This is a genomic window from Pseudomonas putida, from assembly GCF_001636055.1.
GTDB lineage: Bacteria > Pseudomonadota > Gammaproteobacteria > Pseudomonadales > Pseudomonadaceae > Aquipseudomonas > Aquipseudomonas machongensis.
The window spans coordinates 4,559,522-4,572,946 of record NZ_CP011789.1 but is presented as its reverse complement, the minus strand read 5'-3'; the positions used below and the strand labels follow the sequence as shown (position 1 = coordinate 4,572,946).

General features: G+C 62.9%; 13 protein-coding genes and 1 tRNA gene. 5 read left to right on the top strand and 9 right to left on the bottom strand.

Annotated elements, in window-relative coordinates; genetic code table 11:
• Positions 1–145: 145 nt before the first annotated feature.
• Positions 146–217 (top strand) — tRNA-Arg (locus tag AB688_RS20475).
• A 132-nt stretch (positions 218–349) separates the two neighbouring features.
• Here the strand turns inward: AB688_RS20475 and AB688_RS20470 are convergent.
• The 5 genes from AB688_RS20470 to AB688_RS20450 form a co-directional block, all read right to left on the bottom strand.
• On the bottom strand, positions 350–913 hold the full coding sequence (locus AB688_RS20470) for a hypothetical protein (RefSeq protein ID WP_063545707.1): 564 nt from the start codon (positions 911–913) through the stop codon (positions 350–352).
• 231 nt (positions 914–1,144) lie between these two features.
• Positions 1,145–2,524 carry a dihydrolipoyl dehydrogenase gene (lpdA, locus tag AB688_RS20465; RefSeq protein WP_063545706.1) on the bottom strand — a complete coding sequence of 460 codons (1,380 nt, stop codon included), beginning with the start codon at positions 2,522–2,524 and terminating at the stop codon, positions 1,145–1,147.
• Between the two features lie 2 nt (positions 2,525–2,526).
• Complete coding sequence (locus tag AB688_RS20460) at positions 2,527–3,801, bottom strand: dihydrolipoamide acetyltransferase family protein (protein WP_063545705.1); 1,275 nt, start codon at positions 3,799–3,801, stop codon at positions 2,527–2,529.
• Positions 3,802–4,860, bottom strand: coding sequence for an alpha-ketoacid dehydrogenase subunit beta (locus tag AB688_RS20455; RefSeq protein WP_054891917.1), 1,059 nt, complete (start codon positions 4,858–4,860; stop codon positions 3,802–3,804).
• Position 4,861: 1 nt separating this feature from the next.
• The gene (locus AB688_RS20450) at positions 4,862–6,094 is read right to left on the bottom strand and encodes a 3-methyl-2-oxobutanoate dehydrogenase (2-methylpropanoyl-transferring) subunit alpha (RefSeq protein WP_063545704.1); all 1,233 of its coding nucleotides are present in this window, start codon (positions 6,092–6,094) and stop codon (positions 4,862–4,864) included.
• A gap of 197 nt (positions 6,095–6,291) precedes the next feature.
• Here AB688_RS20450 and bkdR point away from each other — a divergent pair, with 197 nt between their 5' ends.
• The 3 genes from bkdR to AB688_RS20435 all read left to right on the top strand — a co-directional run bounded on the left by bkdR (position 6,292) and on the right by AB688_RS20435 (position 9,712).
• Positions 6,292–6,777, top strand: a complete 486-nt coding sequence (bkdR, locus tag AB688_RS20445) for a Bkd operon transcriptional regulator BkdR (protein ID WP_054891915.1) — start codon at positions 6,292–6,294, stop codon at positions 6,775–6,777.
• A 226-nt stretch (positions 6,778–7,003) separates the two neighbouring features.
• The gene (locus AB688_RS20440) at positions 7,004–8,245 is read left to right on the top strand and encodes a glutamine synthetase family protein (protein ID WP_196759909.1); all 1,242 of its coding nucleotides are present in this window, start codon (positions 7,004–7,006) and stop codon (positions 8,243–8,245) included.
• Between the two features lie 126 nt (positions 8,246–8,371).
• Positions 8,372–9,712 carry an MFS transporter gene (locus AB688_RS20435; RefSeq protein WP_063545702.1) on the top strand — a complete coding sequence of 447 codons (1,341 nt, stop codon included), beginning with the start codon at positions 8,372–8,374 and terminating at the stop codon, positions 9,710–9,712.
• 88 nt (positions 9,713–9,800) lie between these two features.
• Here the strand turns inward: AB688_RS20435 and AB688_RS20430 are convergent, their stop codons facing one another.
• From AB688_RS20430 to flgA, 4 genes are all read right to left on the bottom strand, one after another.
• Positions 9,801–10,544: a flagellar brake protein gene (locus AB688_RS20430; protein WP_063545701.1), complete on the bottom strand. Its 744-nt coding sequence runs from the start codon at positions 10,542–10,544 to the stop codon at positions 9,801–9,803.
• A gap of 81 nt (positions 10,545–10,625) precedes the next feature.
• Positions 10,626–11,093 (bottom strand): flagella synthesis protein FlgN, encoded by a 468-nt coding sequence (locus AB688_RS20425; RefSeq protein ID WP_054891911.1) that lies wholly within the window; start codon positions 11,091–11,093, stop codon positions 10,626–10,628.
• A 46-nt stretch (positions 11,094–11,139) separates the two neighbouring features.
• Complete coding sequence (flgM, locus tag AB688_RS20420) at positions 11,140–11,454, bottom strand: flagellar biosynthesis anti-sigma factor FlgM (RefSeq protein ID WP_054891910.1); 315 nt, start codon at positions 11,452–11,454, stop codon at positions 11,140–11,142.
• A 199-nt stretch (positions 11,455–11,653) separates the two neighbouring features.
• Positions 11,654–12,406, bottom strand: coding sequence for a flagellar basal body P-ring formation chaperone FlgA (gene flgA / locus AB688_RS20415; protein ID WP_063545700.1), 753 nt, complete (start codon positions 12,404–12,406; stop codon positions 11,654–11,656).
• A gap of 67 nt (positions 12,407–12,473) precedes the next feature.
• Between flgA and AB688_RS20410 the strand changes: the two genes are divergently transcribed.
• On the top strand, positions 12,474–13,403 hold the full coding sequence (locus AB688_RS20410; RefSeq protein WP_063545699.1) for a chemotaxis protein CheV: 930 nt from the start codon (positions 12,474–12,476) through the stop codon (positions 13,401–13,403).
• The last annotated feature ends 22 nt before the right edge of the window (positions 13,404–13,425 follow it).

Sequence of the window (13,425 nt, the reverse complement as noted above, 5' to 3'; positions counted from 1 at the left end):
AATCGCGGAAAGGGACTACATGGAAATGCCAGCCTTGGGCATGACAAACGGTCGAGCGCTGGTTACCATGCTCGCCGCCGACAGCCTGCGCCGCGTCGGGTGGCTTCTCCAACCCACTGAATTTGCGTAGAATGCGCGCCGTGATGTCCCCTTAGTTCAACGGATAGAACAAGCCCCTCCTAAGGGCTAGATGCTGGTTCGATTCCAGCAGGGGACACATCCTTCCTTTCTCGCCTTTCCCTCCCACTCGCTTGCCACTGCTATCCGGTGATTCGGCTACAGGCGTTTTTGCCTGCGCAGCAGCCTGCCGTGATGGCCAGCGTTGCACCGGCCATCGCGGTCATGCCACTCAGACGGACTGCGTCTTTTCCTTGTCTTCCTGCTGCTTGCTGGTCTCACTCCCCTGGGCCATGTCGGCCGTGTTGGCTGCTGCGCGTTCAGCCTGTTGTTGCAGCTTGGCCTGGGTCTTGAGTTCGACGTCTTCCTTCATGCGTTGGGCGATCTGCTCGTCGATCTTCTGTTTCTTCTCGGGAGGCAAGGCGTTGTAGTCCTCCTCGGTCATGCCGAGCTCCTGCAGGATCTTCTCCTTGATCTTTTCCGCTGGCGACTTGGACATGTAGTCGCGGAACTCCTGCAGCGCATTGCTGGCTGCAGGTTTCGACGAACTGGCCTGCTGGCGTGCGCCAATGTCAGGGTTCTGCAGGGCCACCTTGAGCTTGGCGAAAGCTTCCTGACGAGCGTCTTCGGCATTCTGCTGCGAGGTACTGCCTTGATTGTTCTGCTGCGCTGCTGTGTTGCTGGTGGTCATTGCCTGACGCTGCGGCATGAAATCGGCCTGCACAGCGTCATGGTTGACCCGGCTTGGCTGCTGCAATGCAGTCTGCCAGCCCAGCCCGTTGAGGCTGATCATCATGTGTTTCCTCCTTGGATGGTAATCGCGTTGTGCAAGGGGCAAAACCTGTGCCATTTGGCTCAAGCCAAGCCTGGCGGGGGTTGTAGCCGAGCAACAGGTATCACCTGGGCAGCGGATTGCCCATCGGAGGAAGCGCATTGCCGGTATCGGCAACAGCCGCTGTTGCAAAAAAAGACCCGCAGCACCCCAAGGCGCTGCGGGTCAAAACGGCCAACGCCGCTTCAGTGCTGATCAGATATGCAAGGCATGCCCCAAAGCTCGCAATGCCGCTTCCTGCACGGCCTCGCCCAAGGTCGGGTGGGCATGGATGGTGCCGGCCACGTCTTCCAGCCGCGCGCCCATTTCCAACGATTGGGCGAAGGCTGTGGACAGTTCGGAAACCGCCACCCCGACGGCTTGCCAACCGAGGATCAGATGGTTGTCGCGACGTGCAACCACGCGCACGAACCCGCTTTTCGACTCAAGGCTCATGGCTCGCCCGTTGGCCGCGAAGGGGAACTGCGCAACGATGCAGTCCAGGCCTTCGGCGCTGGCCTGCTCAGGCGTCTTGCCAGCCACCACCACTTCCGGGTCGGTGAAGCACACCGCAGCAATCGCGGTGGGCTCGAAGCGGCGTGTCTTGCCGGCGATAAGTTCGGCGACCATCTCGCCCTGGGCCATCGCTCGGTGTGCGAGCATCGGTTCGCCGGCCACGTCGCCGATCGCCCAGACGTTGCGCATGCTGGTCTGGCAGCGCTCGTCGATGGCGATCGCCGTACCGTTCATCTTCAGCGCCAGGCTCTCCAGGCCGAAGCCCTGAGTGCGTGGTCGACGGCCAACGGCGACCAGTACCTGATCGGCTTCCAGGCGCAGCTGTTGGCCTGCACCGTCGCGTGCCGACAGACAGCCATGTTCATAGCCTTCGACGCTGTGTCCTAAGTGCAGTGCGATGCCAAGTTTTTTCAGCGACTCAGCCACCGGTGCGGTCAGCTCGGCGTCGTAGGTGGGCAGGATGCGATCACGCGCTTCTACCACGCTCACACGAGCACCGAGCTTGCGGTAGGCGATGCCCAGCTCCAGGCCGATATAGCCGCCGCCGACCACCACCAGGTGCTGCGGCAGGCTTTTCGGTGCCAGGGCCTCGGTAGAGGAAATCACCGGCCCGCCCAGCGGCAGCATCGGCAGCTCGACACTGCTCGAGCCGGTCGCCAGCAACAGGTGTTCGCACTGGATGCGCTGGCCGTCGACCTCGACGTTCTTGCCGTCGAGGATCTTCGCCCAGCCATGGAGCACCTTCACCCCATGTTTCTTCAGCAAGGCCGCCACACCGCTGGTGAGGCGGTCGACGATGCCGTCCTTCCATTCGACGCTGCGCGCAATGTCCAGCTGCGGTGCCGAGACGCTGATGCCCAGTGCCGAGCTGTCAGCATACCGGCTGGTCTGGTGGAACTGCTCGGCCACGTGGATCAGCGCCTTGGACGGAATGCAGCCGATGTTCAGGCAAGTGCCGCCCAGTGCCTGCCCTTCGACCAGCACGGTGGGGATGCCCAGTTGCCCGGCGCGGATGGCGGCCACGTAGCCGCCGGGGCCCCCGCCGATAATCAGCAGGGTGGTATCGAGGATCTGTTGCATGCTCACTCCACGAACAGGCAGGCGGGCTGTTCCAGCAGGCCGCGCACGGCCTGGATGAACAGGGCGGCGTCCATCCCGTCGACCACGCGATGGTCGAACGAGCTGGACAGGTTCATCATCTTGCGCACCACGATCTGGCCATCGATCACCACGGGGCGCTCGACCATGCGGTTGACGCCGACGATCGCCACTTCGGGAGTGTTGACCACCGGCGTGCTGACGATACCGCCCAGGGCACCGAGGCTGGTCAGGGTGATGGTCGAGCCGGACAGCTCTTCCCGACTGGCCTTGTTGTTGCGCGCGGCATTGGCCACGCGGGCGATCTCGCTGGCGTTGCTCCACAGGCTGCCGGCTTCGGCGTGACGCAGTACTGGCACCATGAGGCCGTTGTCACCTTGGGTGGCGATACCCACGTGTACGGCGCCGTGGCGGGTGATGATCTGGGCCTCGTCGTCGTAGGTGGCGTTGATCTGCGGGAAATCGCGCAGGGCGACGACCATGGCGCGCACCAGGAAGGGCAGCAGCGTGAGCTTGCCACGGCTTTCGCCATGCTTGGCGTTGAGCTGCTGGCGCAGGGCTTCGAGCTGGGTGACGTCGATTTCCTCGACATAGCTGAAGTGCGCGACGCGGCGCTTGGCATCCTGCATGCGCTGGGCGATCTTGCGGCGCAGGCCGATCACCGGCACCTGCTCGCTGTCGGTGCGCTTGCCGTAGCCAGCTGGCGCCTGGCCGAGGGCGGTCTGCGGCTTGCTGATGAAGGCGTCGAGGTCTTCGTGCAGGATGCGCCCGGCCGGGCCGCTGCCGTGCACGTAACGCAGCTCGATGCCGGCATCCAGGGCGCGCTTGCGCACGGCAGGTGAAGCCAACGGTTTCTCATGCGCCTCGCGCGGAACGATCGGCGCGGCGGTGTGGCTCGTCGCTGGTTGCGGACGGTTTTCGGGCTGCGGCTCGATCTTCGTCTGGGCTGGCGCTGGCGCTGGCGCGGCGTGCGCCTCGGCCGGCTTGGCCTGCGGTGCGTCGATGTGGTTGCCGCTGCCTTCGACTTCGATACGGATCAGCTCGCTGCCGACCGCCATGACCTCACCGGGCTGGCCACCCAGGGCCAAGACCTTGCCGCTGACCGGCGAAGGAATTTCTACCGTGGCCTTGTCGGTCATGACATCGGCCACCACCTGGTCTTCTGCGATCACATCGCCGACCTTGACGAACCATTCCACCAGCTCGACCTGCGCGATGCCTTCACCGATATCCGGCATCTTGATGACGTGCGTGCCCATTCAGACCTCCATGACCCGTTTCAATGCCGCACCTACCCGCGAAGGACCAGGGAAGTAGGCCCATTCCTGTGCGTGGGGGTAGGGGGTGTCCCAGCCGGTGACGCGCTCGATCGGCGCTTCGAGGTGATGGAAGCAATGCTCCTGGACCAGCGAAACCAGCTCGGCGCCAAAGCCGCAGGTACGGGTGGCCTCGTGGACCACCACGCAACGCCCGGTCTTCTTCACCGAGGCGACGATGGTTTCCAGGTCCAGCGGCCAGAGGCTGCGCAGGTCGATGACTTCGGCGTCGACGCCACTCTCCTCGGCGGCCACTTGGGCCACGTAGACCGTGGTGCCGTAGGTCAGCACGGTGACATCGTTGCCGGGGCGGGTGATCGCCGCCTTGTCCAGCGGCACCTTGTAGTAGCCGTCCGGCACGGCACTGTGCGGGTGCTTCGACCAGGGGGTTACCGGGCGGTCGTGGTGCCCGTCGAACGGGCCGTTGTACAAGCGCTTGGGCTCGAGGAAGATCACCGGGTCGTCGCACTCGATCGAGGCGATCAGCAGGCCCTTGGCGTCATAGGGGTTGGATGGCATCACCGTACGCAGGCCGCAGACCTGGGTGAACATCGCTTCGGGGCTCTGGCTGTGGGTCTGACCGCCGTAGATGCCGCCGCCGCAGGGCATGCGCAGGGTCAGCGGCGAGATGAATTCGCCGGCCGAACGATAGCGCAGGCGAGCCATCTCCGAGACGATCTGGTCGGAGGCGGGGTAGAAGTAGTCGGCGAACTGGATTTCCACCACCGGGCGCAGGCCATAGGCGCCCATGCCCACGGCGGTGCCGACGATGCCGCTCTCGGAGATCGGTGCATCGAATACCCGCGACTTGCCGTACTTGGTCTGCAGGCCTTCGGTGCAGCGGAACACGCCGCCGAAATAGCCGACGTCCTGGCCGTAGACCACCACGTCGTCGTCGCGCTCGAGCATGACATCCATGGCTGAGCGCAGGGCCTGGATCATGGTCATGGTAGTGGTGGCCATGGCGGTTTCCGGGTTGATGCTGTTGTTGTGATCGTTCATTTCAAACCCCCAGTTCCTGGCGTTGCCGGCGCAGGTGATCGGGCATTTCCTTGTACACGTCCTCGAACATCGAGGCGGCGCTGGGGATATGGCCATTGGCGAGGGTGCCGAACTGTTCGGCGTCCTTCTGTGCCTTGATCACCTCGGCTTCGAGCTCGGCACTGACGGCCTGGTGCTCTTCTTCGGACCAGTGGCCGGCCTTGATCAGGTGCTGCTTGAGGCGCAGGATCGGATCGCCCAGCGGGAAGTGGCTCCAGTCGTCGGCAGGGCGGTATTTGGATGGATCATCCGAGGTGGAGTGCGGGCCGGCGCGGTAGGTGACCCATTCGATCAGCGTCGGGCCCAGGCCACGGCGGGCACGTTCGGCGGCCCAGCGCGAGGCGGCGTACACGGCGATGAAGTCGTTGCCGTCGACCCGCAGCGAGGCGATGCCGCAGCCCACGCCGCGGCCGGCGAAGGTGGTCGACTCGCCACCGGCGATGGCCTGGAAGGTGGAGATCGCCCACTGGTTGTTGACCACGTTGAGGATCACCGGGGCGCGGTAGACGTGGGCGAAGGTCAGGGCGGTGTGGAAGTCGGATTCGGCTGTGGCGCCGTCACCGATCCAGGCCGAGGCGATCTTGGTGTCACCCTTGATCGCCGACGCCATGGCCCAGCCGACCGCCTGCACGAACTGGGTCGCCAGGTTGCCACTGATGGTGAAGAAGCCCGCCTCGCGCACCGAGTACATGATCGGCAATTGGCGGCCCTTGAGCGGGTCGCGGGTGTTGGACAGCAGCTGGCAGATCATTTCCACCAGCGACACGTCGCGGGCCATCAGGATGCTCTGCTGGCGATAGGTGGGGAAGCACATGTCGGTGCGGTTCAGGGCCAATGCCTGACCGCTGCCAATGGCTTCCTCGCCCAGGCTCTGCATGTAGAAGGACATCTTCTTCTGGCGCTGGGCGACCACCATGCGGCTGTCGAAGATGCGCGTCTTGAGCATGGCGCGCATGCCCTGGCGCAGCACCTGCGGGTCGATGCCTTCGGCCCAGGGGCCGACAGCATTGCCGTGCTCGTCGAGCACACGCACAAGGCTGTAGGAGAGGTCCGCAGTGTCGGCGGGCTCTACGTCGATAGGTGGTTTACGGACTTGACCGGCATCGTTCAGACGCAGGTAGGAGAAATCGGTCTGGCAGCCTGGCCGGCCTGTGGGCTCGGGCACATGCAAACGCAGGGGGGCGTACTCGTTCATGCTTTTTACGCTCGCTCGAATGTTGTTTTTGTGAGCTCTGAAGCGGCCGCCGCTGCCTACTGGCTTGTGACTGGTAGGTCAGCGTCATTTACATCTTAGAGGCTGGGCCGAAGAATTTTTCTCTCAAGTTCATTGCCTTTATCGCGTGGCGCAGATAAACATTCTGAATAAACACAAGAATCAGGTGAATTTTCCTCATGCGTAAACTCGATCGCACAGATATCGGCATTCTCAACAGCCTCCAGGAGAACGCCCGAATCACCAACGCAGAGCTTGCGCGCTCGGTGAACCTCTCGCCGACTCCCTGTTTCAACCGGGTCAAGGCGATGGAGGAGCTGGGGGTCATCCGCCAGCAAGTGACCTTGCTGTCGCCCGAAGTGCTGGGCCTGGATGTCAACGTGTTCATTCATGTCAGCCTGGAGAAGCAGGTGGAGCAGTCATTGCATCGTTTCGAGGAGGAGATCGCCGAGCGCCCCGAGGTGATGGAGTGCTACCTGATGACAGGCGATCCGGATTACCTGCTGCGCGTGCTGTTGCCGAGCATCCAGGCGCTGGAGCGCTTTCTCGATTACCTGACGCGGCTGCCGGGGGTGGCCAATATCCGCTCCAGCTTTGCGCTCAAGCAGGTGCGCTACAAGACGGCGTTGCCGTTGCCGGCCAATGGCATGACCTTGCGCGAGTAGTTGTCAGTGCAGGCCCTGTCGCGGGGCAAGTCGCAGCGATAGGCGTCGCCACCGCTCTACAGGGTGCTTGATATTTTAAACACCCCCGGCCTATGTTGTGGCTGTCGCCGTTCGCGGCATGCCTAAAACAACAAGGACCAGCGTCATGACGACCGAGCGCCTGACCGGCATCGACGAAATCGAATGCATCACCCCCGACCTCAATGGCGTCCCGCGCGGCAAGGTGATGACCGCCGAGGGCTTTCTCGAAGGCCGGCGCCTGCAGATGGCGCGTGGCGTGCTGCTGCAATGCATCATGGGCGGCTACCCGCCGGCGAAGTTCTACGGCAGCGATGATGGCGACCTGGCGCTGGTCGCCGACCCTGGGCAAACCCATGTCCTGCCTTGGAGCGACAGCCCTCGGGCACTGGCCATCTGCGATGCGGTCGAGCTCGATGGTACGCCCTCGGGGCTTTCGACCCGTGGCCTGCTCAAGGCGGTGATCGCCCGTTATGCGGCGCTGGGGCTTGCGCCGGTGGTGGCCACCGAACTGGAGTTCTTCGTCTTCGCCCCGAACAGTGATCCGGGCCAGCCGTTCCAGCCACCGCTGGGCAGGGACGGGCGTCGCGAGCTGGGCCATTCGGCCTTCAGCGTCAGCTCCAACAATGGCCTGCGCCCGTTCTTCAGTGAGGTCTACCGGTGCATGGCAGCACTGGGCCTGCCACGCGACACCTTCATGCACGAGATGGGCGTCAGTCAGTTCGAGATCAACCTGTTGCACGGTGATCCGTTGCTGCTGGCCGACCAGACCTTCCTGTTCAAGCACCTGCTCAAGGAGGTTGCGCTCAAGCATGGTTTGACCGTGGTCTGCATGGCCAAGCCGCTGGCACATACCCCTGGCAGTTCGATGCACATCCACCAGAGCCTGGTGGAGATCGGCACCGGCCGTAACGTGTTCAGTGACGAACAGGGCAGGGCAACCGACACCTTCCATCACTTCATCGGCGGCTTGCAGGCGTGCATGGCCGACTTCACCGCCCTGTTCGCGCCCAACGTCAACTCCTACCAGCGTCTGTGCCACCCGTACGCATCGCCGAACAATGCTTGCTGGTCAGAGGATAATCGCGCTGCCGGCCTGCGCATCCCGGCCAGTTCGCCGGTGGCGCGACGTGTGGAAAACCGCCTGCCTGGCGCCGACACCAACCCTTACCTGGCGATCGCCGCAAGTCTGGCGGCCGGGCTGCAGGGTATCGAGCGCAAGCTGCAGCTCACGCCGGCGATCCAGGGCGAGTTCGTGGTGCCCGAGCACCTGAGCCTGCCGTGCACGCTGCACGCGGGGATCGAGCGCCTGCGTCGCAGCACGTTGGCGCGGGAACTGTTTGGCGAGGAGTTCATCGAAGGCTACGTCGCCACCAAGACCCTGGAATTGACGGATTTCTTCGATGAGATCACGCCGTGGGAGCGTAGGGTGCTGGCCGCGCAGGCCTGATCGCGACAGAAGCTTTGCCCGGCGCGCCGCTCCTGGCTTTTTTTCATTGCCAGGGGCCCGCGTCCGGGAAATTGCCCTTATGCTTGCCAGCAGCACCACACCTGCCCAAGGAGCCCGCGGGGACGCATGCGCCAGATCTGGAAGTCATTTCGCTCGTTGTACTTCGCCGCCCTGATGATGCTGATCGGCTCAGGCCTGTTGAGTACCTACCTGGCGTTGCGCCTGGCTGCCGACCATGTCGACAGTCTGTGGGTCGGTGCGCTGATGGCGGCCAACTATTTCGGCCTGGCAGTGGGCGGCAAGGTCGGTCACCGATTGATCGCCCGGGTCGGGCATATTCGTGCGTATGCCACCTGTGCCGGCATCGTCGGCGCGGCGGTGCTCGGGCATGGGATGACCAACTTCGTGCCCGCCTGGATCGGCCTGCGGATGATCGTGGGCCTGGGCATGATGTGCCAGTACATGGTCATCGAGAGCTGGCTCAACGAACAGGCCGACGCCAAGCAGCGCGGTGCAGTATTCAGCGGCTACATGATCGCGTCCTACCTCGGGTTGGTACTGGGTCAGTTGATCCTGGTGGTGCATCCGGCACTGGGGCCTGAGCTGCTGATGCTGGTCGCCATGTGCTTCGCCCTGTGCCTGGTGCCGGTGGCGATGACCCGGCGCATTCACCCGGCGCCGCTGCGGCCGGCGCCGATGGAGCCGAAGTTCTTCATCAAGCGGGTACCGCAGTCGTTGAGTACTGTGCTTGGCGCGGGCCTGATCGTCGGTTCCTTCTATGGTCTGGCCCCTCTGTATGCGGCGCGCCAGGGGCTGAGCACCGAGCAGGTCGGTCTGTTCATGGGTTGCTGTATTTTTGCCGGGCTTCTCGTGCAATGGCCTCTGGGCTGGCTGTCGGATCGTTACGATCGGGCAGTGCTGATCCGCAGTGTATCGATCGGCCTGGCGGTGGTTTCGCTGCCGCTGGCGCTGTTGCCCAGTGTGCCGCTGGAGTTGCTGTTCGCGGCAGGCTTCATCGTTTCGTTGCTGCAATTCTGCCTCTACCCATTGGCCGTGGCGTTCTCCAATGACCACGTGGAAAGCGAGCGACGGGTATCGCTGACGGCGATGCTGCTGGTCACCTATGGCGTGGGTGCGAGCATCGGTCCGCTGGTGGCGGGCGTTCTGATGAAGGCGTTGGGCGCACAGATGCTCTATGCCTTCTTCACCTTCTTTGCCCTGGTGCTGGTGTGGCGTATTCGGCCGAAGGCGGTCACCGGGCTGCACCAGGTGCAGGATGCACCGCTGGGCCACGTGGCTATGCCGGCGGCAGGTTCGCCTCTGTCGGCTGCGCTCGACCCGCGGGTCGACGAGCAGACCGTGCAGGACGTGATGCAGGCGCCGGTGGCGGCGGAGGATACCGAGGCCGAGGAAGAGAAGGACACAGCTGCCAAGGCGCCGCAGGCCGAGGCAGACAAGTCGGTTTGACGCAGGCTGTGCCGGCCCTGTCGCGGGGCCCCACGGACCAGAACGAAAACGCCACCGATCGGTGGCGTTTTTCATTTGAGCTAGACGATCAGTAGTCGTCCTTGTCGAACCGCCGTGCTTCGCGCTGCAACTGATACACGAAGCTCTCGATCTTGCGCTGGCTTTGCCCATTCAAGTTGTGGAAGCGCACGCCGGCGAAGGTGGTGTTGATCCGCTCTTCGAAGTGCAGGTGGCGCAATTCCACCATGACGTCGGTCAGGCCCAAGGGGTTGGCTGCCTTGAAGCGCTCGTACACCTGGCCGAGTTGCAGGCGGTCTTCGACATTGCCGTCGAAGCGCAGCTTGCAGCCGGTGGCGGACACGTCGAGCAGCTTGCCGCGCAGCGCGCCGTTACCCTTGAGGTGGGTGCCGTCGAGGATGATGTCGACCAGTTGCGACAGTTTCAGCGCTGCGCGGAAGGCATTGCGGCGCTGGTGGTAGGTCATTTCGGTGGGGAGCGGGCCGCGGTAGCAGCGGTGGCCATCGACTTCGCCGATGGTCAGCGGAGTGTTGCACTCCCAGGCAATGCGTACGCCATCGTGGAAACCTTCGACACGGAAGGGTTCGCCGTTCTCGATGAATTTCTCGCCATCACGCGGGATCATTTCGTCCAGTGCCAGAACGTTGGCGTCCCGGTCCACCTGTACCACGTAACTCTGGAAGCGCTGGCTGCGCTCATGGAAGCTGATGATCAGCGGATCATGGCTGTCCATCAGCTGGCGCAGGTTCGCCGAAATCTCCAGAGGAGTGGTCAGCACTTTTGGTGGCTGAGGAGCATCGGACTCATTGAACACGGGTAATCAATCTCCAGGCAAAAACGACACACGCAAGTAACGGCATTTTGCCAGTATGTTCCGTGCCTTGAATAGGAATAATCACACCTGGCTGATCGCCCGGGGCTTGTCCATGGGGGAGGTGGTGCCACGGCTATCGTACAGCGACGGAGAGTCGCCGCCGTTGAGGATTCTGATCTGGTTGGCCGTGGCGTGCTGTTGCACCTGGATGACCCGGCCGTTGGTCTCGTTGACCTTCTGGCAGGTGTCCATCAACTGGGTCAGCACATCGAGTTGCTGCAGGATGATCTCGCCGTTGGGCGATTGTGCAGCGACGGCCTGCACACCTGCCCGGTCGGCGCTGAGGCCGAGCCCGTTGAGCAGGTGATTGCGCCGCATGCCCTGCTGCTCGAGCAAGACGATCAGCGATTGCTTGCGGGCGAGGATGGTCTCCAGCACCTGCATGTCCCGACCGTGCAGGGCGACCGTTTCCTTCTGGAGCAGGTCGAGCAGTTCCTGGGTCGGCGCGATGTCGTCTTCGATCAGTTGCAGCAGTGTGGTGTCGTGCATGGCTGGCTCTTGGCTCTGGCGTCCTGGAAGTCAGCGCACCGTAAGGTTAGCGCTGCGCTTCGAAATCAAGCAGTTTGCTGGCGACCCGGCCGGCATCGACCTGGTAGCTGCCGTCTGCGATCGCCTGCTTCAACTGGGCCACACGGGCGCTGTCGACTGCGGGTTGATCGCGCAGCTTGTCGCTGATCTTCTGCAACTGCTGGGCCTCTTGACTGAGGTGTACCGCTTCTCCGCTGACGCTGGCAGGCTTGCCTGCATCGCTGGCAGCACCGGTTTTTTCGGTGTTGCCCGATGCGGCATTGCCGCGAACGCCGCCCGTTATGGACGGAGAGTTATTCAAACGACTGAAGTCGATGACCATGATCAGAAACCTCTGGGTAAATAGGACGCTTGCCTTTGTTTCGGCTAACTCGAAACAAACTTTAGGCACAAATGTTTTGCCGTCCGTCAGCAAACCCGCGTATCCCGATTTCTGACACAGTTTAGGAAAAGCGGTTCATCGCCGCCAGTCCCGGGGCCCTGCAATATTTCGTCGGCGAGGATCCGCCGGCGGCTTCTTTCTACATCGCCACTTCGACCTGGCCCGGCCCGACCACCGTGGCCTTGACCACGCGCTGGGAGTTGAGATTACGCACGCGGATCTGTTCGGTCAGGCCGCCTTTGCTCAGGGCTTCGCCTGGCATGCGTACGCTCAGGCCGCCACTGCGGGCGGTGATCACCACGTGGTCGCCCTTGCGAATCACATCTGCCTGTTCCAGTTGCTGCAGCGTCAGGACCTGGTCAAGGACGGTCGGGCGCAGCAGTTTCATGCCCACGGCCTGGTCGAGTTCGCTCAGAAAGCCCTGGCCCAGGGTGCTGACGTCACGCTCGCGCAGGGCCACGTCACCTTCACCGATCACGCTTTCGCGCTTGAGCGGGCGGGTCATGACCACCACGTCGCGAAACAGCTTGACCTGTGCTGGCACGAACACGGTCCAGGGCGAAGTACCGTCGCAACGTACCCGTACCGTCACTCGCCCAAGCGGCTGGGCCGGGCTTTCCAGCGAGGCGTCCAGTTGCTGGCTGCACACCGGCATGCGCAGGCGTGGGTCAAGATTGTTGACCTGGATGTCATAACGCCCCACGGTCTGGGTGCGCGTCATGTAGTCTTCGACGGTGAATTCAAGAAACCCTTGGGTGACACCGATAAGCTGTTCAGGCAAGGTAAACGAATCCGCCAGCGTGCGGGCGCCGGATGCGAGCAGGCATGCAATGGCCAGGGGGATGGCCAGCAGGCGCGTCAGTCGTCGGAAAAATGTCGTTTTCGTATACATACGCTCAAAAAAGCAAAGCCCGTGCCGACTTGTTGGCAAGCGAGCAGAAAAATAGAAGGAGTCTGGCATGGCTGGCGTTATGGATTCGGTCAACCAGCGCACGCAACTGGTTGGACAGAATCGCCTCGAGCTGCTGTTGTTCCGTCTCAATGGCGATCAACTCTACGGCATCAACGTGTTCAAGGTCCGGGAAGTGCTGCAGTGCCCGGAGCTGACACTGTTGCCCAAGTCCCATCCGGTGGTGCGCGGTGTGGCGAACATTCGTGGGGCGACCATCCCCATCCTCGACCTGTCGATGGCGACGGGGCTGCCGGGCCTGAAAGAAGAGACCCGTAACAGTTTCGTGATCATTACCGAGTACAACACCAAGACCCAGGGTTTCCTGGTGCACTCGGTCGAGCGCATCGTCAACATGAACTGGGAAGAGATCCACCCACCACCCAAGGGTACCGGGCGTGATCACTACCTGACGGCGGTCACCCGGGTAGACAACCGCATGGTCGAGATCGTCGATGTCGAGAAGGTGCTTGCGGAAGTGGCGCCGTCCTCGGAGTCGGTCTCCGCCGGCGTGGTCGATGCCGAGGTGCAGGACAAGGCCGTGTTGCTGCGGGTACTGACCGTCGACGATTCGTCGGTGGCGCGCAAGCAGGTCAGCCGTTGCCTGCAGACCGTGGGCGTGGAGGTAGTGGCGCTCAACGACGGCCGCCAGGCGCTGGACTACCTGCGCAAGCTGGTGGATGAGGGCAAGCGGCCGGAGGAAGAGTTCCTGATGATGATCTCCGACATTGAAATGCCGGAAATGGACGGCTATACCCTCACCGCCGAGATTCGTAACGATCCGCGCATGCAAAAATTGCACATCGTCCTGCATACTTCGCTATCGGGCGTGTTCAACCAGGCGATGGTCAAGAAGGTTGGCGCTGACGACTTTCTGGCCAAGTTCAAGCCGGACGACCTGGCCCAGCGCGTAGTCGATCGGATCAAGGCAACGCATTGAAACGGCCGGGGCAAGCCCCGGC